Raw genomic sequence first — 26616 nt, forward strand, 5'->3', positions numbered from 1 at the left:
ACGTATCCCTACACAGTCTAATCATGGCGCAGCGCCGAGGCGGGAGCCGCGCGGCTGGCGCGCCACGCCTGACCGAGGACGGTTAACACTGCGATGACGAGCGCCAGCACGGAAGCTCCCACGAAATAGAGCGGGGACAGGGCGATACGGTCGTCAAAACCGGCCAGCCAGGTGCGCATCGCAAAGAAGGCCAAGGGCCATGCGATGGCATTCGCGATCAGAACCGGGCGCAGGAACTGTCCGACGAGCAGTTTGACGATGTCTGACGTGGACGCCCCCAGCGTCTTCCTGATGCCGATCTCCTTGACCCGGCGCTGCGTGTTGAAGGAGGCGAGGCCCCAAAGACCGATGCAACCGATCAGCACCGCCAACCCTGCGCCGATGCCGAAGAGCCGGGTCGCCCGGTCATCCTCTTCATAAAAAGTCTGGAGCAACTGCTCCCCCGTATCCGCGCGAAACGGCGCTTCGGGCGCAATCCTGACCCAGGCGGCGCGCACCGCGTCCCTTATGCGCCGAGGATCGCCGGTGAAGCGCATCGTCGCCACGGGATAACTTACGATGCCGTGGGTGTAGGTGTAGTAGACCGGGGTTGCGGGTATGTGCGGCGAGAAGAAGCGCAGATCGTCGATCACGCCGACAATCGTCATCGGCCGGGGTTGGACGATGGTCTTGCCGATCGCCTCTTCCGGCGAATAAAAGCCGAGGGCCGAAACCGCCTTGCGCGATATGACGATGTTGACCGCCACGTCCTTTTCGGCATTCTTTCTATCGTCCAGGCGATGGGCGTCGTCGAGAAGGCGACCAGCAATGGCCTTCGCACCGAACAGGCGGAAGAAGTCCGACCCTATGCGGATGCCCCGAGCGGCTGGCCCGGGGCCCGGCCGACCGGACAGAAGGAGATTGTCGGAATTGTTATTCCCGACATCGCCCACACCAGTATCGGATGTCGTCACCATCGACACGCCCGGCACCGCCCGGAAGGCGTCGATCAGAGCGAGATGCTTGGCCGAATCGACATAACCCAGCCATGGGGCCACTAGCAGCCCTTCGCGCCGAAACCCCAGATCGGCCTGACGGACATGGCGCGTCTGCGCGACGAGGACGGCCGTGCCGATCAGAAAAGCGATCACCAATGCGAACTGAGCCACGACCAGCGCTTCGCGTACCCTGGCCCCTGCTCGCCCACCACCCGGCGCACGCGCAGAGGCAAGCACCGCCGCGACCGGAAAGCGGGACAACAATACGGCCGGATAAGAGCCAGCAAGAATGCCGACGCCGATCGAAAGCAGCAACAGCACCGGCACAACGACAGCATAGGGCATCGTCAGGGACAGGCCGCCGGCCGCATTGACCAAAGGCAGTCCGACCTCCGCCAGCATCAGCCCAAGCAGCGCCGCCACTGCCACGGCCAACACCGCTTCGCTCAGGAACTGGCGGACCAGCGTGGCACGGTCGGCGCCCAGAACCTTGCGCATGGCGACTTCGCGGGCCCGAAGCCCGGCCCGAGCACTTGCGAGGTTCACGTAATTGACGACCGCAATCAGCAGGGTCAGCACGCCGACCAATCCCAGCGTGACGATGGTCAGCTTGCGGCTCGCGCTTTCCTGACCGGCCGGTTGGAGATGCGCCTTGGTCAAGGCAAGGAGCGGCAGGCCGATGCGCGTCGCCACGTCTTCTCCCAAGTCCCGTGCGCCATGCCGGGCGACGAAGCCGGGTATTTTCTGTTGGAATGCCTCGGCAGCGGCTTCGTCAGGAAAGCGGAGATAGGTCTTGAGGGAAGTGCTGCCCCAATGATCCCACCAATCGCCCAGGTCGCTGGTGGGCAGCCGAGCCAGAATGGTGAACCGGAAGTCGGTCGTCTTGGGCAAATCCCTGAACACGCCCGTGACCCGGTGCGGCGCGGTCTTGTCGAGTGCCAGCGTCATCGTCTCGCCGATCGGATTGGCATAACCGAAATATTTCCGCGCCGCGGACTGGCTGATGATCACGCTTGTCGGGTCTGCCAGCGCGCTTGCCTTGTCGCCCGCGACCCATGGCAGGTCGAACACCTGCAGGAAGCTTGCATCGACTTGCGCTATGTCATCGAATGTCGCGATGCCGTTGCGGACTATGCTGCCCCCGTCCTTGCCGTCCATATTAGCGCCGCCCATGATGCGGGTGCCGACCAGGTCGGGAAAGTCCTGCCGCAATTCGTCGAGCAACCCTCCCATGGTAAACGGATAGGTTCCGGCGAACGGACCATCGGCGCGTTTCTAGTCGGTCTGGACGAGATATATCCCGTCATGGTGCGGCAGCCACTTTTCGAAGCTGGTCTCGAAGCGGACATAGAGGGCGAGGACGAAAAACACCGCGATCCCGACGGCAAGCCCCCCGATGTTGAGCGCAGCAAAGAGCTTGTGGCGTGTCAGGGACCGATAGAAGGCGGTGAAGGCGAAGCTGTTCATGCGCGGGCTCCTGACGGGACGCGCAGCGGTATGCGCGAGGGGGGCGACTTCTGTCTCATTGCGACAAATGTCACCGCCCACTCGAAAAAAGGCTAACATGTTATGAGAGAGCGTTTTTCTGGCGGGTCACCAGAGACTGGTGTGACGGCCTTGGACACTCCGTTCAAAACCGGACGATTTTTGATGGCGTCAAGTCGATAAGCCGATGTCTGCGGGAATCGACCCCGGATACACGGGTTATGATTGGATGCTGGGATGTGCTCGTCGTCGGCGGTTATTGCGCCCGAGGTTCACAAATGGCGGGCCGGATACGGATCGTTGCCCCAGTCAAATACGCATTGAGCTTCGTGGGCGAACGCCTTTCGCGTTCATGGCTCAATCGATGGATCGATCGGACCCCATCGTCGACGACAGGGCCCGATCGACAGGCATTGTTACATCTTCACCCGCGCCCCGACGAACATGAAGCGGCCCACGGCCGTCGTCGGTTGGATGGTCTGACCATAGTCGGGCAACTGATCGAACAGATTGCTGACACCGCCATAGAATTGGAACCGATCGGTCGCATCGACGCTGGCATAGATGTTATGCTGCCAGCGCGGCTTGATGTAGTAATACTCCGCCGCCACGAAGTCGGGGTTGCTTCCCGAGGTTTCGCGGGTGTAGCGCAGGGTCTTGTCGAACCACTGTAGCCCATAGTTGAGGGTCACTGCACCCTTGGTCCAGGAAAGATTCGACGTTACCTGATATTTCGGCGCGACCGAGAAGATCGTTCCGCGATAATCGGTCACAGGGGCGCCCGGCACGCCAATGAACAACAGCTTGTCGAGATAGTTGCCATTCACCTGCAGGTTGAACAGACCCAGATTGGCAGTCGGCAGACGCCAGTTCAGGTTGAAGTCCAGGCCCGCCGTCTGGAACGACGCGACGTTCTGGGGCGCGACGCTGAAGCCGGTGACATTGCCCGCCTGCGCAACACCGCTGCCGGGACCATTTTGGCGCGTGATCGCGCCGCAGAACTGGTTGTTCAGCGTCGGGGAGTCGACGCAGAGCTGGGCCAGCTGGATCGGCGTGACCGTATTGATCGCGTTCTTCAGGCGGATGTCATACCAGTCGGCCGACAGAGTCAGGCCTGGCAGGAAGCGCGGCGACAGAACGACGCCTGCCGTCCAGGTATTGGCCTCTTCCTCGCGAAGCAACGGGTTGCCGCCCGCCGTGCCGGAAATGTTGAACGACCGATTATCATTATAGGTCGCCGGGTCCGCGCCCAGGCCCTGCAGCAGCGTGCGGCAATTTGCGGCGCGATACTGGGTGCCGTTGCCGGTATTGGCCGGGATGCAGGGATCCTCGGTGAAGAAGGCGAAGGTTTGCGACCGGCCGCCGAACAGCTCGCTGATATTGGGCGCGCGGATGGCGACCGAGTAGGTCCCGCGGAACGTGATGTCGCGGATCGGCGCATACATGCCGTCGACCTTCCACGTCGTGGCGCGGCCGATCGTCGAGTAATCCGACACGCGGATGGCTGCGCCCAGTTCCAGGTCATGCGCGAAGCGCATGTTCTTGGCGATCGGGGCGTTCAGTTCGGCAAAGACTTCCTTGACGTCGAACGATCCGCGCGTCACGCTGAGTGCATTGGTGAAGGTCAGGCCCTGCTGCTCGATGGGATCGGGCGTGAAGCTGCTGATCTCCTTGCGGTATTCGGCGCCGAAAGCATAGGCCAGCGGGCCGCCGGGCAAGGTGAAGAACTTTTCGAAATCGCCGCTGACCGAGGCCGAAACGACATGCTGCTCGATGCGCGAACGGTCCGTGGTCGGCGCCAGGATGAAGGCGATGCCCGACGGATCGGACAATCCTTCGCCCAGAATGTTGATCGGACGGCACTGACCCGGCTGGAACGTCGTCCGCGGCAAAACGGTGCGCCCGCTCGAATAGGGCTGGTTCGGCGTCCAGTTCGGATCCAGGTTGGCGCGGCAGGTGATCTGTCCGGTGGCAGGATCACGCACAGCGTCGAGCGCCGCGAAGAAGCGGTCCGAATAGATGTCGTTCGTGTATTGGCTACGCACATCGGTACGCCCGAAGACATAAGACACTTCGTAATGCGTCTTGTCTTCCAGATCGCCGCGCAGGCCGATCACCGTGCGATAGGTGTCGCGCTTGATGTTCTCGCCGCGCTGGCCATTGCCGTTCATGCCCAGATCGAAATTGTCGCGGCTGACCAGCACCCCGCCGATGGACGGGTCGATTGCCGACCGGATATTGGCGGGGAGGTAGGGGTTATCGCCCTCGATCAGGATGTTATAGTCGAAAGTCGGTTGTGCCAGCGAGAAGGACTTGGTGGTCGCATACTTCGCCTCACCGAACAGGGTGACGGTGTCGCTGATGTCGTAATGGCCCAGGAAATTGGCGAGATGCCGTTCGATCCGCGGCTGCAAATCGTTCAGATAGCGCGCGACCGGCGTGCTCGATCCGCCGACCGAATAGCCGCCGGGATAGGCGACGCCATTGTCATAGACCGCACCGGTGCCGGTGAAATCGGGCACGCCGTCGCCGTCCACGTCAACGGCGCCGTCAGGCGAACTGCCATAATAGCGGGCATCGGTGATCGGCACGCGCGCGGGCACCGTGCCATTGGTGTTCCGGACGAAGACGGGGAAATTAGACTGACCGAACTGGGTACGCTGCTTGGCCTGCAAGCGGTCGTCCATAGAATATTGATAAGCGAGCGCGACATTGCCGCGACCGTCCGAAAAATTCCGCCCGGCCGTGACTGCGATCAGACGCTGTCCCGCATCGCCCCGATCGGAAATCCCGGCCTGACCGCGAACGGTCAGCCCCTGGAAATTCTGCTTCAGACGGAAATTGACCACGCCCGAGACACCGTCTGCGCCGTAGATCGCCGAGGCGCCACCGGTCAGGATGTCGACGCCCTCGATCAGGTCGGTCGGAATCGTGTTGATGTCGACCGACTGTTCGCCGGGAATGCCCGAGACGTGCCGACGTCCATCGACCAGGGTCAGGGTGCGCTGACGCCCCAAATTGCGCAAGTCGAGTGTGTTCAGGCCGGTTTCACCGATGCCCGCACGATCACCCGAGTTGTTGGACGAACCGGCCGAGCCCACCAGCGCAGGGTAAGCGCGGAGGAAGTCCGTGGCGTTCGTCGTGCCCTGGGCCTCGAACGTTTTGGCGTCGAGCGTCACGATCGGACTGGGCGTCGAGAAATCCTGGCGGCGAATACGCGAGCCGGTGACGACGACATCGCCGGTCTGCCCCGCATTGCTGCTGTCCTCTACCGCGCCAGGCTGTGCGTCCTGGCCCGGCAGGTTGCTGTCGCCCTGCGTCGTTGCAGGCGCCGTTTCCTGCGCCTGAGCCGCACCGGAAAGGCCGGAAACCGCAATAGCCAATGCGGCCGCGCCATGGGCGAATGCCATCCGCTTCATAAGAACTCCCTGTGGGTTTTGGTTTATGTTTGACCAAAACGCGCATGGAGCCGCGATGACAACCGCGTCATCGACAGGTGGGTTAAAATGGTGATGCAGAGTGTCTTTTCGGTAACGCTTTATTACGGCTATGTCACTCGAAAATAACCTACATTAGGTCCGATTTGAGGCTTTTAGATGAGTTAAAGGCATTTGATCGCCGATCAACGCGCCGACACCCTTTGCGGATCTCATGGCTGGGTTGGCGGTGTAGTCGATTGTGGCATTCCGGCCCGCCGCATTTCGGCAATCTCGGCGGCGGTCTTGAAATCCAACATTTCGATTTGGAAGATCAGGTCGGAGTTGGCTGGAATGGGTCCAGAGGCCTGTGCGCCATAACCCAGTGCAGAGGGAACGCAGAGGCGTACCACGCCGCCGCGACCTATCAGCTGCAACCCTTCCGAAAAGCCGGGGATGACGCCGCCGACCGGCATGGGGGACTGCATGGATTGGTCGAAGACTGTTCCCGTCGCGCTAAGATAGCCGATATAATTGACGAGCACCGTGTCGTCTGCCGAGGGCTTGGGGCCGTTCGCTGGCCGCAAGATGGAATAGCCCAGGCCGGAAGGGGTCCGCGATGCGCACAGCCTTTGTCCGGCGGGAACGATTGGCGTCAACGGCAGCGGAATGATCGTGTCATTCGGCGCGACCGGCTTGAGGGCTGCGGAACGCGGCCCGTTATCCGACCGTGTCGTAGCATGGGCCGGGCAAAGTGCGAGCAAAGGCACGGACATGGAAAGGACAAGGCGGCTCAGGGCGCGGGGGTATGATCTCATGATCCCCGCCGTAATCGGCCCCCGCCGAACAGATCAAGGGGCGGTCATTGGTGGTTTCGAATGATTTTCATCAAAGCAGCATCCAATGCCGACAGGAAGCGGGATCGATCCTCCTTTGCGAATGGCGGTGGCCCGCCGATCCGATCACCTCCGGCCCGCAGGTCGTTCATGATCGCCCGTACCGCAACGGCATTGCCGATCGAGCTGGTCGTGAACGGCTTGCCGTTCGGCGCGATCACCGCTGCGCCTGCCTTGAGGCATCGATCGGCCAACAGGATGTCAGCCGTCACCACCACCGTCCCGCCATCCGCGTGGTCGGCGATCCAGTCGTCCGCGGCATCGAAACCGTCGCCGACGACCACGCGCGCGATCAGCGGATGGTCCGGAATGCGCAGGTGCGCGTTGCTGACCACCGTCACCGGCACCGCCAGCCGGTAAGCGACGCGATAAACCTCGTCCTTTACCGGGCAGGCGTCCGCATCGACCAAGATATGCGCTCTTTCCGTCACGGGGGCGCCGTCGCATGAATGGCGGCACGGTGGCAACTCCGCGCTGAAACAGTCGAGGACGTTCAGTGCTGCCGCTACCGCCTGCCATCAGCCGCAATGGGCGATGCAGCCGATGGAAAGCACCGTCAGGCAAAAATCTCGGTGAGCCGATCGACGTCGGGGCCGTCTTTCCAATGACGCAATTCGATGAACAGCGAGGCGCCGACCAGCGTGAACCATGTCAGCATGACGGTCGTCACGATCGATTGCAGCAGCTCGACCATGAGCGAGGGCGTCGTGGCAACCCGTACCGCGCCTCCGCCGGTCAGCGCCCCAAAGCTGCCGTAACCCGCCACGGTCGCGGCACCGATCACCACCGAAACAACCAGATAGATGGCACATGCCAGCAGGCCGATGCCGAATATCGGCCAACGTGCACCCTGGGTCAGGCTTCGACTCCGACCAAAAGCGCCGAATACCCCCGTTCGTTCCGCGACGACGGCCGGCAGGCTGACCGACCACATCACGGCCAAGATGATGCCGGGGACCAGCAGAAAGAGCGCGCCCAGCCATATGCCGAAGAAGAACAGGGTATTGACCGCGAACAAGGGCAATGCGCGACGAGCGCCCAAGGTCAGCACTTCGCCAAGTGTCGCGGGTCGGCCTTGGTCATGCGCGACCGCTGCATGAACCAGCGCGCCGCTGGCGACGAGCCATAGCAAGCCAACGACGAGACCATAGGTCCCGAACAATAGATAAGCCCCATCCTGAAGCTCGCGCGCAAAAGATGCCCTCCCAAGGAGTGCCTGGGTTCCGAATTGCGGCAAGGCGACGAGGACGAAGGTCACGCCCAGCGTAGCCACGGGATTGGCCTTGATCACATTGATACTGCGTCCGAATACCGCGCCAACCGATAGTCCATGACGCGTTTGCGTGATCGCCTGGCTGGCCATGTTGCTTCCCCCCTCAGCATGCTTGCCGAGGATCGTGTCAAGTCGATGCCACTCTGTCCAGCCTGATCGACGACATGTAAAACAGGAATAGCGGATTGGCGTCTGCAATCGGTCCGGCTACAGTCCGCCACGGGGCATTGCAGCGTGGATGGAGGGGGATCATCGCGGCGACAGCAAAGGACACGGCGGTTGTGGCGGATCAACTCGCCGCAGCGCATGCTCGTCTGCGTGCCGATCCGTCGATCCAGTTCCATTTGACGGCGGCACCCACGCCACCCGAGCCTCCCGGATGGCTGAAGTCGCTGGGGCGTTGGCTTGTCGACCTTTTCCGGCCGATCGGACGTTTCCTGCGCTGGCTGACGAACCTGATGCCCGATGCCCCTTATGCGCGTATCCTGCTTTGGATTGTGATCGTCGCCTTGGCGGCTGCCCTGATCTGGATGGTCGTCGAACGGGTCAGGTTGGGCGAGTGGCGATGGCCGGTCCGGCGGCGGGGGCCCGAAGACATTGCCGACATGGAAGGCGATCCATGGACGCCTGGCGAAGAACCCGCCCGGGCCTGGCTCAGTGCGGCAGACCGGCTCGCCGCAGACGGGCGATTTGCCGAGGCGATCCATTATCTGTTGTTTCATTCCATCGACGACATCGGGCGCCGCCGCCCCGCACTGCGACGGCCTTCGCTGACCAGCCGCGAATTGGCGTCGGCTTCGCTGTTGCCCGTCTCGGTCCGGCCGCTCTTTGCGCGCATTGCGGGACTGGTCGAGCGCAGCCTTTTCGGAGGACGGCCCGTCGAACAGGCCGACTGGGACGCCGCGCGGGCTGCCTATACCGAACTGGTATTGCCGCAACGGTGGCGCGCATGAGCGGGCGGATTTTGCGCCGCCATTCCCGCAGCGGGGAGAAAGCGGCCGAGCATTTGTTTGCGCCGCTGACGGTGACACTGCTGCTGGTCATCGGCATTCTGGGCTTTGCCGGGTCGATGCTGCTGGGGGCCTATGCCCCGGATTTGCGATCCGGGCAGAACGGCGGAACCCACGCCCTGTCCAACGCCGCAACCGGCTTCGCCGGGATTTTCGGCCTGGCCGAGGCGACCGGCCACAAGCCGCGGATCATTCGGGCGGAAGGTGGATGGATGACGGACGACCTCGTCGTCGCCACGCCCGATCACGGTCACGTGGACATGACCAAATTCATGATGGCCCGGCATGGCCGAGCGACCCTGATCGTCCTCCCCAAATGGGCGACGCAAGCCGATGACGAGGTCAAAGGCTGGGTCGATGCCAGCGGCCTGCTGCCAAGGTCCGATCCGGCCAGTATCCTGGCACCGGCAACCGACATCACCGTGACCCGGCGTCGGAGCCGGGGGCGGGCGCTCCACGCGGTACGATGGGCGCCGGCGTCGATGAATGTCGCTGCCCCGCGCCCGCTCCAGGTCATGTCGTCGGCGGCCTTGACGCCCCTCGTGACCTACGATGCCGGGGGGATCGTGCTGGGGAAGGTGAAGGACCAGAATGTCTATATTCTCGCCGATCCCGATCTGCTCAACAATCACGGCATTCGGACGCTCGATCGGGCGCGGGCTGCGCTCGACCTGTTCGACTTCGTCGCGGACAACGGCTCAACGGGTGTAGCGTTCGACGTGACGTTGAACGGCCTGGGCCGTGGGCGAACCCCGTTGAAACTCGCCGTCGAGCCGCCCTTCCTGGCGATGACACTGGCCCTGGTCGTCGCGCTGGCGCTCATCGGGTGGCAGGCCCTGTTCCGCTTCGGATCGGCACGGCACGCCGATCGGGCCATCGCTTTCGGCAAGACGGCGCTGATCGACAACAGCGCGATGATCGTCCGCAAGGCGGGTCGAGAGGGCGGGCTGGGTTCGCGATACGCCGCGCTGGTCCGCGAGAGGGCAAGGGCGATCTTCGGGGTGCCGGCACGACTGACCGACGAGGAGGCGGATCGCTATCTCGATCGCCTGCCGGGATCGACGACGTTCACGACCCTCGCCGCAGAGGCGACGCGGGCCCGGCACCGCGACGACATGCTCGCCGGCGCGCAGGCGCTGCACCAATGGCAACAGGAGAAGACACGGTGACGGTGGAAGAGGTTCAGGCGCTGGGGCAGGCGATCCGTGCCGAGATCGGCAAGGCGGTGGTCGGCCATGACGCCACCATCGACCTGCTGCTGGTCGCATTGTTCGCCGGGGGACATGTCCTGCTGGAAGGGCCGCCGGGCACCGCCAAGACGCTGCTGGCGCATAGTTTCGCGCAGACCTTGGGGCTGGGGTTCGGGCGCATCCAGTTCACGCCGGATCTGATGCCGGGGGACATCATCGGCGCCAATCTGTTCAACTTCCAAAGCTCGACATTTACGCTGACCCGTGGGCCGATCTTCACCGAATTGCTGTTGGCCGACGAGATCAACCGCACCTCGCCAAAGACCCAAGCCGCCTTGCTGGAAGCGATGCAGGAGCGCACCGTGACCATCGATGGCGAGAGCCTGGCGCTGAGCCGCCGTTTTACCGTGGTCGCCACCCAGAACCCGATCGAGCAGCAGGGCGTCTATCCGCTGCCCGAGGCGCAGCTCGACCGTTTCCTGTTCAAGCAGATCGTGCCCTATCCCACGTCCGATGAAGAGCGCCGGATCGTCGCGTGCCACGGCGCCCGCCAAGCCGCCATGTCGCCCGCTGAATGGGGAGTCGAGGCCAAGGCCGACGCGGCGACGATCGACGCGGCGGTGGAAACCGTTGCTGGTGTCCGGCTGGTCGATGAGGTGATCGATTATATCGTCGCGCTGATCCGCGGAACGCGCGGCGTGGCGGATCTGGAGAGCGGTGCCTCGCCGCGTGCGGGTGCGATGCTGGCGGGAGCGGCGCGGGCGCGGGCCGCACTCGACGGACGCGATTTCGTCATTCCGGACGATGTGAAGACGCTGGCACCCGCGCTGCTCCGTCATCGCTTGATCCTGTCACCGGCGGCCGAGATTGGCGGGCGCGCGATCGAGGATGTCGTCGCGCAGATCATGGAGACGATCGAGGCGCCGCGTTGATCTATCCCACCCGCATGGCGGTACTGGCGGCGGTGATCGGGGCTCCCATCACGTTGCTGGTTGCCGTGCTGTTTCCGACGACCTGGTTTGCGGGGCTTGGCTGGCCCGGCGCGGTGCTCGTACTTGTCTTGGCGGATGCATGGCTTGGCCGTGCAGCCGCGGACGCCCGCCTGGCGTTGCCCGGTTCGGCATCGGTCGGCGTTCCACTGACGATCACGGCGGCGGTGACGATCGTCGGCCCGTCTGTGCGAAGGACGGCGCAACTGGCCCTGTCGAACGATCCTTTGATAGCCCTTGCCGACGATACTCCGGTCAGCCTCATGATCGAAGACGGCAGGGCGAATGCGGCGATCATGATCATACCCCGGCGGCGGGGCACGGCACGGTTCGATACGATATGGCTACGCTGGGCCGGACCGCTGGGACTGGTATGGCGGCAAAAGCGGATCGATGACGAACGTCTGCTGCCGATCCTTCCCGATGTGGAGACGGTGCGAGAACGAGGCGCGGAGGTGTTTCGGCGTCATGCGGTCCAGGGGCTACTCGCTCAGAGCGATCGGGGGGACGGCACCGATTTCGACGCATTGGTCGAGTTTAGAACCGGCATGGACCGACGTGCGATCGACTGGAAACAGTCGGCACGCCACCGCAAGCTCTACGCCAAGGAATATCGCACCGAGCGCAACAGCCAGATCGTGTTCGTGATCGATGCGGGGCGGCAAATGTCCGAACCCGTCGGCGGCATCCCGCGCATCGACCGTGCCATTTCGGCGGCGCTGCTGACCGGTTGGCTGGCCCTCAAGCTTGGCGACCGTGTCGCGCTCCACGCCTTCGACTCTTGCCCACGCGTCGGCAGCGGCTTTATCGGTGGTGCAAAAGCCTTTCCCCAGCTTCAGCATCTGGCGGCGCAGATCGACTATAGCGGGGACGAATCCAATTACACCTTCGCCCTGACAACGCTGGCCGGACGGCTGACGCGGCGATCCATGATCGTGCTGTTCACCGAATTCACCGACGCGACCTCCGCCGATTTCCTGGTCCGCGCTGTGGCCCGCCTGCTTAAGACGCATCTGGTGCTGGTCGTCGTCCTGCGTGACGACGAACTGGAAGCTTTTGTCGATGCGGCGCCGGTCACGCCCGCCGATGTGACGCGTGCCGTCACCGCGGGAGCATTGCTTCGCGATCGGCGGCTGGTGCTGCTGCGCCTTCGGCACCTGGGGGTGCATGTCATCGAAAGCCCCCATGATCAGGTGGCCGAGCGACTGGTCGAAGGCTATGTCGATCTCAAACGCAGGAGCCTGTTGTGAGTGCGTTCGTCGATGCCGCCCCGCCGCTGGTCAATGCCAGCCGCTTTCGCGCGGCGCATGAGGCCGACTGGACACGGTTGGATATGCTGCTTCGACGGATCGAAAAGCGATCCGTCCGGGTTTTGTCCGAGGATGATCTGCTCGCGTTGCCCTTGCTGTATCGTATCACCCTGTCATCGCTGTCGGTCGCGCGCGAAACGTCTCTCGACCGAGCGTTGATCGCCTATCTCGAGCAGCTTTGCGCGCGCGCCTATTTCCAGCTTTACGGCGTATCGGACTCGCCATGGCACGATCTGGCGCGTTTTTTCACGCAGGGTTGGCCGAAAGCGGTCGCATCGCTTTGGCGCGAGACGCTGGTGATGGCCTTCCTGACCTTGGCGGGCGCGCTCGCCGCCTATGCGCTGGTTCGCGCCGATCCAAGCTGGTTCTATGGGTTCATTCCGGAAGCGCTGGCCGGGGGACGCGATCCCGGCGCTTCGGCGGCGACGCTGCGGCAGAGCTTGTACGGCAGTCAGGAGAGCGGACTGGGCATTTTCGCCAGCTTCCTGTTCGGCCATAACGCCCAGATCGCGATCTTCGCGTTCGCGCTGGGCTTTGCCTTTGTCGTGCCGACCGCGCTGCTGGTTCTCTATAACGGGCTGACGCTGGGCGCGATGATCGCCGTGTTTGCGGACAAGGGGCTAAGCCCGAACTTCTTGGCATGGCTGGCGATCCACGGGACCACGGAGTTGTTCGCGATCATGATCTCCGGAGCGGCCGGGATGCGGATCGGCACCGCGATCGCCTTTCCGGGACGACGCACCCGCATGGACGCGCTGGTCGTGGCGGGCCGGACATCCGCCATCGCCGTCATGGGCGTCGTGCTGATGCTGGCGGTCGCGGCGATCCTGGAAGGGATTGGTCGGCAGGTGGTGACGAGCGATGGTTTGCGGGTCGGTATCGGCCTGGCCGCACTGGGGGCTTGGCTGGTCTATTATTACGGCATCGGGAGGCGGCATGCGCTTCGCTCGCCGGAGTAAGGCGGCCTTTACCCTGCGACGCGGTTTCGTCACGCCGGAAGGCGTCGATCTGCAACTGGAACTCGGGAGCGCAGGGGCGCGGGCCGCCGCATTTCTGATCGACATCGTCCTGATGCTTGTCGTGCTGATCGTGGCGACGATCGCCTTGTTCGCCTTCGGTCTGGCGACCCGTGCCGATCTTGCCGCCATATTGTGGCTGATCGGTGCGTTCTGCCTGCGCAACGGCTGGTTCGTGCTGTTCGAGATGAGTGGTCGCGGCGCCACGCCGGGCAAGCGCCTGATGGGTTTGCGGGTCATCGCTCGTGATGGCGCGCGATTGACCGGAGGCGCGGTGCTCGCGCGCAACGCGATGCGCGAGATCGAGGTGTTCCTGCCGCTATCCTTTCTGGCGCAGCAGACGGCGACGGGCACGGCGGACGCGTTCCTGACCATCTTCGCATTGTCATGGACGGGTATCTTCCTGCTATTCCCTTTGTTCAATCGAGAGCGGCTGCGGATCGGCGACATGGTGGCCGGCACCTGGGTGGTTCAGACGGTCAAGCAGAACCTTGCCGCAGACCTGACCGTGAGCGCGGATCGCCCGCGGCGTGTATTTTCAGACGCCGCGCTTGCGCTGTACGGCGTATATGAGTTGCATGCGCTGGAGGATGTGATCCGGAACGGTGATGCCCTGTCCCGCAACACGGTGGCGGCAACGATCCGACGCAAGGCGGGGCTGGCCGATGATGGCGACGACGACGGATTTCTTGCCGACTATTACGCGGCTCTGTGCGTGCGCTTGGAAGGGGGACTGCTGATCGGTCGCCGCCAACTCGACAAATCGGGTGCCATGGCAGGCTAGGGCGGGTCGCGGCCATTTGCGAACCGCCCTGTCTATCGCATCACCGAGTCCAGATGCCGGGGACGCTATCGATGGCATGAGCGATCGCTTCGGCGATGGCGCGGTCGTCCTTGGCGTCGGGATGCGCGTCGCATCCCTGGAAGGACAGGCCGTTCACGGGAACGAAACGGACCCGTTTTTCTCCGCTGTCGCTCAGTCGCTGGACGACCTTGGAGACTTCTTGCGCAATTTCGCCATCAGCCAGATCGGTCGCCCAAAGGATAAAATAGGCGTTCGGATTCTTCTGGCGGAGCGTCTGCACGAACGCGACATACCGCCCTTCGAAATCCCGATGGAGCGCCTCGCGATCGGGCCAGCGTTCCCCAGTCTTCAGCGGTGTTGAAAAATCGTTGGTGCCCAGAGCGATGACGATGATCTGCGGATGCCAATCCGGCCGTGCTGCCAAGATTTGGGAGTTTAGCAGGGCAAAGGGATAGGCTTGAGGCAGCGTCGGGGCGGCGAAGCCTCCATAGTTGCGGACGACACCGCGCCCCGAGATCGCATTGACCTGATAATCGGCGTCATAATGCGCTGCGGTGACGCCAGCCAGTCCGAGCAACGTATTGGTCGTCTGCCAGATGGCATCCTGGCTGCACACTCGCGTCGACGACGTGTTTCCATAACCGACCGTGTGCGAATCCCCGATGAACTCGATCTGCCGCATTCGTGGCTGCGGGGCGGGGAGGGGCGTCGTACCCCGTGGCGCGAATATGCCATGGAATGCGGTCGGACCGGCTTGGCTCTCGCTTACCACATCGACGCGGATGCGATGCTTGCCGGGCCCATGGGCGGCCACGCGATAAACGCCCGGAGTGGGACGGACGAGCGAAAGGGGCGCGTCGCCATCGACCCTGATCCGAAGCGAGACGGCCCCTGCTCCGATACTGAGGTCTACGGCCGGACCGCGAAAAGCCGCTTCCCAATAGGTACCGGGCCATTGCCGGACATAGCCCTTTAAATGGACCACGCGTCCGCCGACGTGGAGAGGCAACGGCCTCCCGGTCGACGCCCGCGCGCCCAAGGAACGGATCACTTGTGACGAGCCCGTTCGAGCGGGAAGCACGTAAGGCGACGCCGTGAGCAGCAACAGGGCGGCGGGGATGAAGGCGCGAAGCATCGTCTCTCCTGGTCGGGGCGGCAAATGCCCTATCGCGGAATGGGATAGCTAGCTTGCTCGTGAACCGGCGCAACGAAAAAGCGTCTCGCCAATGGGCGATCATACGGGACAAGTCCGGCCTTGCGAATTCGGATAAGTGTTATTGACAGTTTCGTCATGAAACCGGCACGGCTGGGAAAACGAACAGGAGAGATGTGACGATGGCGTTTACCCGCAGCCTGGCCATGATCGTGGCCGCAACCGCCCTGAGCAGCGGCGCGATCGCACAGCAGGATCTGGCGCCCACACCCGACGCCAGTGCCGTAGCCCATCCCGAGCTGTGGCCCCAATTGCCGCTCAAGCGGCACCGCGATCCCAGGGTCGAGGCACGCGTCGACAAGATCCTGTCGCAGATGAGTGTCGAGGACAAGGTCGGCCAATTGATCCAGGTCGACATTGCCTCGATCACGCCCAAGGATCTGGAAACCTACAAGCTCGGTTCGATCCTGAACGGCGGGAATTCCGCCCCGAACAATGACGAATTCGCACCGGCGCCCGAATGGTTGAAGCTGTTCGATGCCTTTTGGGATGCCGCGATGAAGCGGAGCGATGGCCGCCCCAAGGTGCCGCTAATCTGGGGCACCGATGCGGTTCACGGCGCGAACAATATCGTCGGTGCGACGCTGTTCCCGCACAATATCGGCTTGGGCGCGGCGCGCGACCCCGAACTCATCCGCCGGATCGGCGCGGCGACGGCGGCAGAGACGGCCGCGACCGGCATCGACTGGAGCTTCGCGCCCACCGTTGCGGTGGTGCAGGACGATCGCTGGGGCCGGACATATGAAAGCTATTCGGAGGACCCGGCCATCGTCGAGGCCTATGCCGGACAGATGGTCGAGGGGATTCAGGGCCGGGTCGGTGGCGACTTCATGAAGCCAGGCCATGTCATCTCGTCGATCAAGCATTTCTTGGGCGATGGCGGAACGGGTGGCCGCGATCAGGGAGATACGCGCGTTTCGGAAGAGGTGCTGCGCGACGTCCATGCCGCGGGCTATCGCAGCGGTCTCGTCGCGGGCGCATTGACGGTGATGCCCAGTTTTTCGAGTTGGAACGGTACCAAGATGACGGGCAACAAAAGCCTGTTGACCGGTGTGCTCAAGGATCGGCTGGGCTTTGACGGCTTCACCATCGGCGACTGGAATGCCCATGGCCAGGTGCCGGGTTGCAGCAACGAGGATTGCGCCGTGGCGATCAATGCCGGGCTCGACATGTTCATGTATTCCGGGCCCGGTTGGAAGCAGCTTTACGCCAACACCCTGCGCGAGGCCAAGGACGGCACGATCCCTGCCGCGCGGCTGGACGATGCGGTGCGGCGCATCTTGCGGGTGAAGATGCTGGCGGGATCCTTTGATGCCGGTCGTCCGTCGTCGCGTCCGATCAGCGGCCAGTTCAAGCTGATCGGCGCGCCCGAGCATCGCGCGATTGCACGTCAGGCGGTGCGGGAGTCACTGGTCCTGTTGAAGAACAATGGCGGCCTTCTTCCCCTGAAACCCGGCGCGAATATTCTGGTGGCGGGGCGCGGTGCCGACAATATCGGTCAGCAGGCCGGTGGCTGGTCGATCACCTGGCAGGGTACGGGCGTGACGAACGCGAATTTCCCCAACGGACAATCCATCTGGTCCGGCATCGACGACGCGGTGCGAGCAGGCGGCGGCAAGGCGACCCTGGCGGCCGATGGCCGTTATACCGCCAGGCCGGATGCGGCGATCGTCGTGTTCGGGGAGACGCCCTATGCCGAGTTCACGGGCGATCGCCCAACCTTGGAATACAGCCCGGAGGACAAGAGCGACCTCGCCTTGCTCAAAAAGCTGAAGGGAGCCGGCATTCCGGTCGTCGCGGTGTTCCTGTCGGGTCGTCCGCTTTGGGTGAACCCGGAATTGAATGCAGCGGATGCCTTTGTGGCGGCTTTCCTGCCGGGGACGGAAGGCGGCGGTGTGGCCGATGTCCTGATCGCGGGGCGCGACGGAAAGCCGCGTAACGACTTCCACGGCAAGCTCAGCTTCTCTTGGCCCAAGCGGCTCGACCAATATGTCCTGAACAAGCGCGATCCGAACTACGACCCGCTGTTCCCGATCGGTTATGGCCTGACCTATGCGCAGCGTAGCGAACTGCCGACGCTCAGCGAGGCACGCCCGGCGGTGACCGCAGGCGACCAGAACGCCCTGTTCATGCGCGGTCGCGTCGTGGCCGGTGCTCGGCTCGACCTGGCCGGGGCGGTGCAGCAGACGCGTATCGACCGCGCCGCGCAGGAGGACAGTCTGCGCTTCACCTTTACGGGCAGCGGTCCGGGGAGTGCCGTGATCGAAGAGGCCAAACCGATCGACGTGACGCGGGAGGCGAACGGGCAGCTCAGCCTGCTTCTGGACTATCGGGTGACGGTGGCGCCGACGGATGCGGTGACCCTGGGTATGGAGGGTGGCAAGCCCGCGTCCGTCCCGATCACCGGCGCACTCAAGGGAGCGTTAGGGGAATGGCGCCAATTGGCGGTGCCGTTGCGCTGCTTTGCGGACGGCGGCGTGGATATGGCGACCGTGTCAAAGCCTTGGGTCATCGCGACCGAGGGCAAGCTGACCCTCGACATCTCCTCGATCCGTATCGCCAGCGCCCCTCCTGGGCCGGTGAGCTGCGGCGTGCGCTGATCGGCCGGGCATAACGCCTGTGAGGTTCGGACATGATCATTCGCTGATGGGCGACGATCATGTCTGCCGGGCGGATCAGTCCACGCTCCGGTCGGCATTTTCGAGGCGGAATTCGACGCCGTTCCAGAAGCGTTCGAGACGGTCGAGCGCATATTGTCTGATGCGCCCGACCTCATCGTCGCTCATCGCCTGAACCCCGGTCGCGCGTAAGCTGCCGAAATCGCGCAACATGCTCTGCGCCGTGGCGCGGCAGGCGCCGACCGGATCCTTGTCCCCGACAAGGAGCAAGGCATAGAGATTTTCCATGATGAAGCCATGGGCGGCCAAAGTGCCTGCGATGGCCTCTGCGAATTCATCATCCAATGTCGATCTCCTCATAGGCCGTGAAAGCGTTGGGCCGACATGGAAGTTGCAATTCGCAACGCCCAGCAGCGTCTTGTCACGTTCTGTGGCGCAGGGGCCAGCCGGGAAAAGGCATGTTTTTTCGACGCCTAGTCCTATCGTCGTCCACTCTCGCTGCTATAGGCTCCGGCCATCGTTTCTGAGGTTGCGGGCAAGGGGACTGGTCGGATGAGGTGGATGGTTGCGGTGGCGCTAGCCGTGTCCGCGATGCCGGTCACGGCACGTGAAACGCCTGCCGATCTGGTCAATCCCTTTGTGGGTACGCTTGCCGATTTCGGACAGTTGACGCCGGCGGCGGTTGCGCCTTTCGGTATGGTTCAACTTGGTCCCGATACCGATCCCGCCAATCACGCGGGCTATGATTTTGCGGCCGACAGGCTTTTGGGCTTCTCGCATACGCGTGGCGTCGGGGTCGGTTGTGGAGGTGGCGGCGGGGACCTGTTGGTATCGTTGCGCAAGGGCGAAGCCAGCGGGCCGGCGATCATGGACAAGCGGAGCGAGCGCGCGACGGCCGGGACCTATCGCGTGACCTATGACGGAGGCATTTCGGCCGAAGCCGTCGCCACGCGTGGCGCGGGGCTGCTCCACTTCACCGTTCCGCAGGCGGGCCCGTTCGTCCTTCGCATCGATGCGCGGCATAGCTATGCCAAGCGCATCTCGACCGCGTGGCGGACGGCCGACAGCGATGACCTGAGGGCCGAGATGGTCGCCGGGACGGTGTGCGATCAGGGGCGATACCGTCTATTCTCTTCGAGCCGTATCACGGTGAACGGTCGCCCGCTCCATCGGGCGCTTGCTGCCGCAGACGGTGTGGCGACGCTGCAGTTAAACCTGCGACGCGGCGACGTGATCGCGGTAGCCACCGGTTTGTCGAGCGTCGATGACGACGGTGCCGCGCTGGTCCGCGAGCGCGAACTCGGCACGCGTCGCTTTCAGGCGATCGCGGCGGAAACGCGGGCCGCCTGGAACACGGCCTTGGGCAGGGTCGCGCCGGAGGGCTCCCGGAGGGAGTTGGCGTTGTTCTACACCTCGCTTTTCCGGGTGTTCCAGACGCCGGTCGCGATCGACGATCCCGATCGTCGACACCGCGAGAATGACGGGTCGATCGCGCGTTCCCCGGCCGGCCAGACGCGCTACGCGAGCTGGTCGCTCTGGGACAATTACCGGACCCAGTTGCCGCTTCTGGCGCTGTTGCAGCCCGAACGGAGCCAGGACATCGCTCGGTCGCTGGCCGACCTTTACATTCGCGGCAAGGCGCAATGGGCGACGATGAACGAGCCGTTCCTGTCCGTCCGCACCGAACATGCCGGGATCGCGTTGCTCGACATGCATCGAAAGGGTATTGCCGGTTTTGACGCTCGCGCGGCGTTGAAGGGCATGGTGGCCGACAGCGCCACACTGCAACGCGATACCCCCGATCAAAGGATCGAGGCGGCTTATGACGACTGGGCTACCGCGCAGTTCGGACGCGATCTGGGCGATGATGGGGTCGTGAACCGCTTCTCCACACAGGCGGAGGGCTATCGCCCGATGTGGCGATCGGTCTTCCAGACGCTGGCGGAGGATGCGGATGTGGTGAAGGCGCGGGGGCTCTATCAGGGTACCTTGTGGCAATATCGCTGGGCGCCCGTCTTTGATCTCGACTGGATGGTGGCGACGGTCGGCAAGCCGGAATTGCTGCGGCAATTGCATCACTTTTTCGATGCCGGATTGTTCAACATGACCAATGAGCCGGATATTCAAGTTCCCTGGCTGTTCGGTGCATTGGGAGAGCCGCAAGCCACCGCCGATCTGGTGCGGACGATTTTGACCCGTCCGATGGCGCATCCTTATACCAACGCCGGTAAGCTGCCTCAGCCCTTTGTCGGGCCCAGCTTTGCGCTGGCACCGCAAGGATTTGCCGATGGCATGGACGACGATGCAGGGGCGATGACGGCGTGGTATGTGTTCGCGTCGCTCGGCCTGTATCCGCTGGTTCCGGGCGAGCCCTGGTACAGCGTGACCGTCCCGGCTTTTACGCGCGCTACGATCGATATGGGCGGGGGGCGCCGGGTTACGATCCGTCGGGTCGGCCCGCGCGATGGATTGGTGGTTCGTGCCGACTGGAACGGCACCACGCTCGCGGATTGGCGGGTAAACCATCACGCTCTGACCAAGGGTGGTATCCTGACCGTCACGACCCGTGCCCGCTGATCTCCAATCGCGCTATACCCGATCCAATTTGATATAGATTGGTGTCATAAGTCTTTCGAGTTTCACAAAACTGTCGTCATATTCCGCCATCGGAGCGCGCAATCGATCCGAATACGGGGGAAACCATGACCTTTTCCAAAGCCGCATTGCTCCGCGCCACTGTTCTGACCGCTGTCGTGGTCGCCGCACCGCAAATCGTCAGCGCACAGACCGCCGCCGAACCGGTGACAGCGGCCGCCGAAGACACCGCTCAGGCCGACACGTCACCTCAGGCAGGCAGCGGTGAAGAGGTCATCGTCACCGGCTCTGCGCGGCGGCAGCGGCGCTTCGACGTGTCCTATGCGGTGAACTCGCTGGGCCAGGACGATGTGAAGCGGTTGGCCCCGCTGAACTTCGCCGATCTGCTCGGCAAATTGCCCGGTATCCAGGTCGAGGCGACTGGCGGAGAGGTGCAGAACGTCACCCGTATTCGCGGTATCCCGACCGACGATGGCTATGCGGTGTTCCAGCAGGACGGACTGCCGCTGTTCCATGACATCAACGGCAATTTCTTCCGCGGTGACAGCCTGAACCGCTATGACCTGATGACCGAACGGGTCGAGGTGGTTCGCGGCGGCCCGGCTCCGATCTTCGCCAGCCAGGCGGCCGCCATTGTCAATTCGATCACCGCCACCGGCACCGACACCACGCGCGGCAAGGTGCAGGTGACCTTGGGGACGACCGATCTCTATCGGCTGGACGCGATGCAAGCGGGGCCGCTGGGCGAGCGGACCTATTATGCGATCGGCGGCTATCTGCGTCGGGACAATGGCCAGCGGAACAACGGCTTCCCGAACGACCGCGGCGGCCAGATCCGCGCCAATATCAAGCGTGATCTCGACAACGGGACGCTGAAGATCAGTGTCAACTATCTGAACGATCACAACAGTTTCTACCTGCCGATCCCGGTGGCCGATCCGCGCAATCCATCGGTGTCGCTCAACCCCTATATCGACTTCTTCCATGGCACGCTGAACTCGCCCGCATTTCGTGGCGTGACGCTGAGATATCGGGACTCGGCCGGGGTCGTACGAAGCGAGACGCGCGACCTCGCGGATGGCCGGCATATGGAATATGGCAATATCGGCCTGCAATATGACGCCGAATTCGGCGGTTGGCAGTTTGCGGCCAAAGCGGGTTATACCCAAGGCAAGCTGCGTTTCGATGCGCTCTATTCGACCTCCAATCCCGTCGATGCCAACAGCTTCGCCAATGGTTTCCTGAGCGCGGCCAATACAGCCTTCGGGCCGGTGGCTCGTCTGGGCTATGCGTTGTCGGGGACCAACGGTGCCACCGCCTATGACCCGTATTCCGCCTCCGGCCTGGTGGTTCAGGGGCAGTATCGTGGCGTCGATTCCCGCTTCTATTCGGGCCAGGGCGATGTCAGCGTGACCCGGAAGTTCGAAACCGGCTTCGGTACCCATGACCTCCGTCTGGGCGGCTATGCCTCGGCCTATGGCCTGACCAACAAGGCGATCTATCAGGATTATCTGATGGAGGTGCGCGGCCAGCCCCGGACGCTCGATCTGGTCGCCTATTCCGCCAGCGGTTCCGTCTTGGGCTATGTCACCGACAAGGGCGTGCTGCGCTATGGCACCACCCTGAACCAGGGCGACGTCGATTCCACCGTTTATGCGGTCTATGCCAACGATACCTGGGAGGTGACTCCGGGGCTGCGGATCGATGGCGGCATTCGCCATGAATGGTACAATATCAGTGGCTACGGCCTGACCTCGACCTCGGTCAATTTGGGCGATCCCACGACGCTGGCCGACAATAATGTCCGTAGCTTCGACGGGGGTCGCCAGACCCGCAAGGACAGCCCGGTGGCGACCAACTGGACGATCGGCGTCAATTATGACGTGAGCTCGCACTTCGGCGGCTACCTCCGCGCCTCGCATCTGGAGGTGCCGCCCCAGTCCGCCAGCTATTACAACATCAACCCGGTGCTGGTGAAAACGCAGGCCGACCAATATGAGGCTGGGCTGAAGGCGTCGTTCGGCCGCAATTACCTCTATATGACCGGCTTCTATACGAAGTTCGATCCCTTCAACGCCTCGTTCGTCGCGTTCAACCCGACGACCGGCCGCAACGATCAGGCTGTCCCGTTCATCGGCCAGGCCGAGGTGAAGGGCGTCGAAGTGGACGGAACGCTGGCCCCGACACCTTGGTTCTTCGTCTCCGGCTCGTTCACCTATCAGGAGCCGAAGTACAAGAATTTGCAGAACAGCGCGGGGGCCGATCCTTCGGCCGTCAATGGCAAGCAGATCATCCGCGAGCCCAAGGTGTTCGGTAATATCCGCCCGACCTTCGCCTTCGACGCGGGGGGTGACCAGGTCGAGATTTACGGCCGCTACGAATATGTCGGCCGCCGTTATGTCGACCTTTTCAACAATACCGGCCTTCCCGCTTACAACACATTCGGCTTGGGCGGGACGCTGACCCATGGCGGGTTCCAGTTCCAGGTCGTCGGCGACAATATCTTCAACAACAAGGGCCTGACGGAAGGCAATCCGCGTACCGACCAGCTCGACGGGCAGACCTCGCGCGATGCCATTTACGGCCGCCCGATCTTTGGCCGCAGCGTCCGCTTCGTCGTCAGCAAGGCTTGGTGAGCCATATGAGCGGGTGGCGCGTCGCCGGGCTGGTCGTATCGCTGCTGATGATCGGGGCTCGGCCGGTTTCGGCGGGGCAGCCGGTGCGCGATGCCCATCTGGCGTCCATGGCGGCCCGGCTTTTCCCGGCGCTTCTCGGTCAGTCGGTGGCCGGGGAGGCGCGCGACCGGCGTGTCGCCGCCTGCGCCGGTGCGCCGGCCTGCATCGTCGCAGCGGCGATCGTGCAGGACGGGGAGCGCGATGCCCTGGCCGCGCGGTCGGGCCCCCGCGGCGATGATGTGCGGCGGCAGGTCGATGGCTTGAACGAAGTCCTGCGCGTCTATGGCGTCGGGAAGCTGCCGCACTATCCGCTGATCGACGGATCGGACGAACCATTCGGCAGCGAGGGTTTTGCGGCCAAGGTCGCCGATGCGGTCGCGATGGCGTCGGCCCAGCGGAGCGACCCGGCCATTAGCGGGGACATCAGCTTGTCGCTCGCGCTTGCGTTGCTCGACGCCAATGGCAAAGACGCGGCGGTGGCCTTCGAACCACTCGATCGGCTCCACAACGCCGCCGCTTTCGCCAAGGCCCGCAAGCTGAACTGGAGCCGCTATCGCTACACCGCGATCCTTGTCCTGGGCGTGGGACCAGATGATCTGGCCACCCCGCTCAGCGCCAAGGGAAAGGTCAATGTGCGTGCAGGGGCCGAGCGCTATGCGGAAGGGCTGGCGCCGTTCCTGATCGTCAGCGGCGGTGCGGTGCATCCGCGAGGAACCTCGCATATCGAGGCGATGGAGATGCGCCGGGCCCTGATCGAGCGCTATGGCATTCCGGCGGAGGCGATCGTCATCGATCCATATGCCCGGCATACCACCACCAACTTGCGCAACGCCACGCGGCGCCTGATCGCGATGGGTGCGCCGCTCGATCGCGACATATTGGTGGTCAGCAACGCGCCGCATATCGACGCGATCGCCAGCCCGGCCTTTGTCGACCGCAACCGGCGCGAATTGGGGTATCAGCCTGCGGTGGCGGGCGAACGTATGGCGTCCACCGCTATCGCGATGCGGCCATCCGGCGATTCGCTCCGCGTCGATCCGGGCGATCCGCTCGACCCTTGAGGGGCGGGCCGGTCGATCGCAATTTTCGACAAGGCGACTATGCCTCCGCCTGCGGCCATTCCGATCACCCCGCCTGCCACCAGATCGCTGAGATAATGTTTGCTTCGTGGTATCTGGATCAAGGCAATGGCCCCCGCGACGCCATAGGCGGCCAAGCGCTGAGCGGGATAGGCATCGGCAAAGGCATGGGCCACCGCCACAGCCCCGGCGGTATGACCGGATGGGAAACTGCTTCGATCGCTCTGCCGGCTGCGACCGGGCCGCATTTCATAGCCTTTTCCGTCCTGCACCGCCTCTGGCCGCGTCCGGTCGATACGGTGCTTGATCATATCCTTGGCGGCAGTGGCCAGCAGTTCGGCCGCCAACATGTTGCCGCCCGCGACCGCCAGCCGGCGATCCTTCCTGAGCAAGCCGATCGCCAGAACGCTGGTGCATAGAGTGATGAGTTGCGGCTGATCGGCGACCTCGCTCAGCCAGCCTAGCAATCTGATCGGAGTCGAGGTGCGGGCCGGTGCCGCGGTTTGCGCGATCGAACGATCGACTTGCTCTATATCAGTGTCCATCGATCGCATGAGCGCAGACGAAGCCGCTCGGTTCCGAAGGGAGCCGCCGATCCGCCCTCTCCATTGCGACGGTCATCGGCCGCAATCTTCCCCGACTTGGCGCTTTGGTGCCGGCCCAAAGCCCTGTATCGCGTGCCCCGTGTAAACGCCGCACGGGACGAAGATAGACGCCACCATATCGTTGGCTGTCGATGCGGGTCGAGGTCAGAGCTATGAACGAACACGGACATCGGACCGTCGAGGCGCATGAGATGCCACTCGCGCTTCGAAAAGGAACGGCGGATTACCGCCGCCTCACCCTTGCCATGCTCTTTGCCGGCTTTGCGACATTCTCAACGCTCTACGCGGTGCAGCCCTTGCTGCCCGAACTCGCGAGCCATTTTCGCCTCAGTGCCGAAGCCGCCTCGCTGGCCGTCTCGATGGCGACCGGGCCGCTCGCCCTCGGTATCCTGGTCGCCGGGGCCATTTCCGATCGAATGGGGCGTCGATCGCTGATGACCGCCGCGATGATGGCAGCCGCGATCCTGACCCTTGCCACCGCAGTCGCGCCGGGCTGGTATGCCCTGCTGGCGCTCAGGCTGCTGGCCGGGCTTGCACTCGCGGGCGTTCCCGCCGTCGCCATGGCCTATGTCGCCGAGGAAGTGGATGCGGCGTCGATCGGATCGGCCATGGGGCTGTATATCGCGGGCAGCGCGCTGGGCGGAATGGGGGGGCGGCTGGTTGCCAGCCTGGTCGCGGCGGTGGCGGATTGGCGTTGGGCAATCGGGGCCGTGGGTCTGGCTGGCCTTGCGATGGCAGAGGCTTTTCGCCGATTGGCCCCTGTCTCCCGCCGGTTCGTACCGGGCGAGGCGGACTGGCTGTCTCTGCCGCGCGGCGCGATGACGTTGTTTCGCGATCCTGCCCTGCGCCTGCTCTATGCCGAGAGCTTCCTGCTCATGGGCATTTTCGTGACCATCTACAATTATGCCGGTTTCCATCTGATCGCGCCGCCCTATGGACTGGGGCAGGCAACGGTCGGCGCCATATTCCTCCTTTATATTCTCGGTTCGGTAAGTTCGAGCCTGTTCGGCGGACTGGCGGGCAAGGTCGGCCGCCGCCGGATATTCTGGCTTCCCACGACCCTGTTGATCGCGGGTGTCGGTCTGACGCTGGCCAGCCCGCTCTGGGCGATCGTTGCAGGCATCGCCATCGCAACGGTCGGCTTCTTCGGCGCCCACTCGATCGCGAGCGCCTGGGTCGGGCGACGGGGTGGTGCGCGACGCGGACAGGCGGCGGCTTGGTATCTGTTCTTCTATTATATGGGATCGAGCGTGCTCGGCTCCGCAGGGGGGATCGCCTGGACCCGCATGGGCTGGCCCGGTGTCGTTGGTTTCTGCATCGCTCTGGGCGCACTGGCGATCGCGGGCAGCCTTTTGCTGGTCTTCGTTCGCCCCCTGGCGGTCGAGCCCGGCCCGGCCGCGGTGGTTCCACCCCAGGCCTGAGGAACGGTCTAAGCTCGCCGGAAACGAAAGAAGTAAATCCTAT

General features: G+C 63.7%; 20 protein-coding genes. 11 read left to right on the plus strand and 9 right to left on the minus strand.

Annotation, left to right across the window (positions count from 1 at the left end; all coding sequences use genetic code 11):
- Positions 1 to 17: 17 nt before the first annotated feature.
- The 6 genes from NZL82_RS09110 to NZL82_RS09130 all read right to left on the minus strand — a co-directional run bounded on the left by NZL82_RS09110 (position 18) and on the right by NZL82_RS09130 (position 8137).
- Positions 18 to 2210 (minus strand): FtsX-like permease family protein, encoded by a 2193-nt coding sequence (locus NZL82_RS09110; protein ID WP_314732879.1) that lies wholly within the window; start codon positions 2208 to 2210, stop codon positions 18 to 20.
- Between the two features lie 42 nt (positions 2211 to 2252).
- A complete protein-coding gene (locus NZL82_RS19780) occupies positions 2253 to 2444 on the minus strand; it encodes a hypothetical protein (RefSeq protein WP_314732880.1) in 192 nt (63 codons plus the stop codon).
- A gap of 434 nt (positions 2445 to 2878) precedes the next feature.
- Positions 2879 to 5881, minus strand: coding sequence for a TonB-dependent siderophore receptor (locus NZL82_RS09115; RefSeq protein WP_261269444.1), 3003 nt, complete (start codon positions 5879 to 5881; stop codon positions 2879 to 2881).
- Positions 5882 to 6111: 230 nt separating this feature from the next.
- A complete protein-coding gene (locus NZL82_RS09120; protein ID WP_261269445.1) occupies positions 6112 to 6654 on the minus strand; it encodes an FKBP-type peptidyl-prolyl cis-trans isomerase in 543 nt (180 codons plus the stop codon).
- Positions 6655 to 6740: 86 nt separating this feature from the next.
- Positions 6741 to 7187 (minus strand): YaiI/YqxD family protein, encoded by a 447-nt coding sequence (locus NZL82_RS09125; RefSeq protein ID WP_405051361.1) that lies wholly within the window; start codon positions 7185 to 7187, stop codon positions 6741 to 6743.
- Between the two features lie 143 nt (positions 7188 to 7330).
- Positions 7331 to 8137: a hypothetical protein gene (locus tag NZL82_RS09130; RefSeq protein ID WP_261269447.1), complete on the minus strand. Its 807-nt coding sequence runs from the start codon at positions 8135 to 8137 to the stop codon at positions 7331 to 7333.
- A gap of 191 nt (positions 8138 to 8328) precedes the next feature.
- Here NZL82_RS09130 and NZL82_RS09135 point away from each other — a divergent pair, with 191 nt between their 5' ends.
- From NZL82_RS09135 to NZL82_RS09160, 6 genes are read left to right on the plus strand one after another with little or no spacing between them, the layout of a single operon-like run.
- On the plus strand, positions 8329 to 9000 hold the full coding sequence (locus NZL82_RS09135) for a DUF4129 domain-containing protein (protein WP_261269448.1): 672 nt from the start codon (positions 8329 to 8331) through the stop codon (positions 8998 to 9000).
- A complete protein-coding gene (locus tag NZL82_RS09140; protein WP_261269449.1) occupies positions 8997 to 10226 on the plus strand; it encodes a hypothetical protein in 1230 nt (409 codons plus the stop codon). Before NZL82_RS09135 ends, NZL82_RS09140 begins: the two co-directional genes overlap by 4 nt.
- Complete coding sequence (locus tag NZL82_RS09145; RefSeq protein ID WP_261269602.1) at positions 10223 to 11179, plus strand: MoxR family ATPase; 957 nt, start codon at positions 10223 to 10225, stop codon at positions 11177 to 11179. Before NZL82_RS09140 ends, NZL82_RS09145 begins: the two co-directional genes overlap by 4 nt.
- Entirely contained in the window at positions 11176 to 12486 is a 1311-nt protein-coding gene (locus tag NZL82_RS09150; RefSeq protein WP_261269450.1) for a DUF58 domain-containing protein, read from the plus strand. The genes NZL82_RS09145 and NZL82_RS09150 overlap by 4 nt, the downstream gene beginning before the upstream one ends.
- Positions 12483 to 13505: a stage II sporulation protein M gene (locus NZL82_RS09155; RefSeq protein WP_261269451.1), complete on the plus strand. Its 1023-nt coding sequence runs from the start codon at positions 12483 to 12485 to the stop codon at positions 13503 to 13505. Before NZL82_RS09150 ends, NZL82_RS09155 begins: the two co-directional genes overlap by 4 nt.
- Positions 13483 to 14346, plus strand: coding sequence for an RDD family protein (locus NZL82_RS09160; RefSeq protein ID WP_261269452.1), 864 nt, complete (start codon positions 13483 to 13485; stop codon positions 14344 to 14346). The genes NZL82_RS09155 and NZL82_RS09160 overlap by 23 nt, the downstream gene beginning before the upstream one ends.
- Before the next feature lie 40 nt (positions 14347 to 14386).
- Here NZL82_RS09160 and NZL82_RS09165 read toward each other — a convergent pair whose 3' ends face one another.
- A complete protein-coding gene (locus NZL82_RS09165; RefSeq protein WP_261269453.1) occupies positions 14387 to 15352 on the minus strand; it encodes an SGNH/GDSL hydrolase family protein in 966 nt (321 codons plus the stop codon).
- Between the two features lie 350 nt (positions 15353 to 15702).
- Here NZL82_RS09165 and NZL82_RS09170 point away from each other — a divergent pair, with 350 nt between their 5' ends.
- The gene (locus tag NZL82_RS09170; protein ID WP_261269603.1) at positions 15703 to 18180 is read left to right on the plus strand and encodes an exo 1,3/1,4-beta-D-glucan glucohydrolase; all 2478 of its coding nucleotides are present in this window, start codon (positions 15703 to 15705) and stop codon (positions 18178 to 18180) included.
- 75 nt (positions 18181 to 18255) lie between these two features.
- Here NZL82_RS09170 and NZL82_RS09175 read toward each other — a convergent pair whose 3' ends face one another.
- Entirely contained in the window at positions 18256 to 18543 is a 288-nt protein-coding gene (locus NZL82_RS09175) for a hypothetical protein (RefSeq protein ID WP_261269454.1), read from the minus strand.
- 207 nt (positions 18544 to 18750) lie between these two features.
- On the opposite strand from NZL82_RS09175, the gene NZL82_RS09180 reads away from it, so the two are divergent.
- The 3 genes from NZL82_RS09180 to NZL82_RS09190 all read left to right on the plus strand — a co-directional run bounded on the left by NZL82_RS09180 (position 18751) and on the right by NZL82_RS09190 (position 24529).
- Positions 18751 to 20775 carry a glycoside hydrolase domain-containing protein gene (locus NZL82_RS09180; RefSeq protein WP_261269455.1) on the plus strand — a complete coding sequence of 675 codons (2025 nt, stop codon included), beginning with the start codon at positions 18751 to 18753 and terminating at the stop codon, positions 20773 to 20775.
- Between the two features lie 125 nt (positions 20776 to 20900).
- On the plus strand, positions 20901 to 23429 hold the full coding sequence (locus NZL82_RS09185) for a TonB-dependent receptor (protein WP_261269456.1): 2529 nt from the start codon (positions 20901 to 20903) through the stop codon (positions 23427 to 23429).
- Between the two features lie 5 nt (positions 23430 to 23434).
- Entirely contained in the window at positions 23435 to 24529 is a 1095-nt protein-coding gene (locus tag NZL82_RS09190; RefSeq protein WP_261269457.1) for a YdcF family protein, read from the plus strand.
- Here NZL82_RS09190 and NZL82_RS09195 read toward each other — a convergent pair.
- Entirely contained in the window at positions 24427 to 25092 is a 666-nt protein-coding gene (locus tag NZL82_RS09195) for a phosphatase PAP2 family protein (protein ID WP_261269458.1), read from the minus strand. The two genes, NZL82_RS09190 and NZL82_RS09195, sit on opposite strands and share 103 nt — an antisense overlap.
- Before the next feature lie 212 nt (positions 25093 to 25304).
- Between NZL82_RS09195 and NZL82_RS09200 the strand changes: the two genes are divergently transcribed.
- Complete coding sequence (locus NZL82_RS09200) at positions 25305 to 26573, plus strand: MFS transporter (RefSeq protein ID WP_261269459.1); 1269 nt, start codon at positions 25305 to 25307, stop codon at positions 26571 to 26573.
- The last annotated feature ends 43 nt before the right edge of the window (positions 26574 to 26616 follow it).

The sequence above is a fragment of the Sphingomonas sp. LC-1 genome, from assembly GCF_025371035.1.
Lineage (GTDB): Bacteria > Pseudomonadota > Alphaproteobacteria > Sphingomonadales > Sphingomonadaceae > Sphingomonas > Sphingomonas sanguinis_E.

Excerpts from the sequence above, each read along its gene's own strand:
- NZL82_RS09170 (WP_261269603.1), top strand. The coding sequence starts at position 15,703 with ATGGCGTTTACCCGCAGCCTGGCCATGATCGTGGCCGCAACCGCCCTG.
- NZL82_RS09120 (WP_261269445.1), bottom strand. The coding sequence starts at position 6,654 with ATGTCCGTGCCTTTGCTCGCACTTTGCCCGGCCCATGCTACGACACGG.
- NZL82_RS09180 (WP_261269455.1), top strand. The coding sequence starts at position 18,751 with ATGAGGTGGATGGTTGCGGTGGCGCTAGCCGTGTCCGCGATGCCGGTC.
- NZL82_RS19780 (WP_314732880.1), bottom strand. The coding sequence starts at position 2,444 with ATGAACAGCTTCGCCTTCACCGCCTTCTATCGGTCCCTGACACGCCAC.
- NZL82_RS09130 (WP_261269447.1), bottom strand. The coding sequence starts at position 8,137 with ATGGCCAGCCAGGCGATCACGCAAACGCGTCATGGACTATCGGTTGGC.
- NZL82_RS09185 (WP_261269456.1), top strand. The coding sequence starts at position 20,901 with ATGACCTTTTCCAAAGCCGCATTGCTCCGCGCCACTGTTCTGACCGCT.
- NZL82_RS09200 (WP_261269459.1), top strand. The coding sequence starts at position 25,305 with ATGAACGAACACGGACATCGGACCGTCGAGGCGCATGAGATGCCACTC.
- NZL82_RS09115 (WP_261269444.1), bottom strand. The coding sequence starts at position 5,881 with ATGAAGCGGATGGCATTCGCCCATGGCGCGGCCGCATTGGCTATTGCG.
- NZL82_RS09195 (WP_261269458.1), bottom strand. The coding sequence starts at position 25,092 with ATGGACACTGATATAGAGCAAGTCGATCGTTCGATCGCGCAAACCGCG.
- NZL82_RS09110 (WP_314732879.1), bottom strand. The coding sequence starts at position 2,210 with ATGGGAGGGTTGCTCGACGAATTGCGGCAGGACTTTCCCGACCTGGTC.
- NZL82_RS09160 (WP_261269452.1), top strand. The coding sequence starts at position 13,483 with ATGCGCTTCGCTCGCCGGAGTAAGGCGGCCTTTACCCTGCGACGCGGT.
- NZL82_RS09190 (WP_261269457.1), top strand. The coding sequence starts at position 23,435 with ATGAGCGGGTGGCGCGTCGCCGGGCTGGTCGTATCGCTGCTGATGATC.
- NZL82_RS09140 (WP_261269449.1), top strand. The coding sequence starts at position 8,997 with ATGAGCGGGCGGATTTTGCGCCGCCATTCCCGCAGCGGGGAGAAAGCG.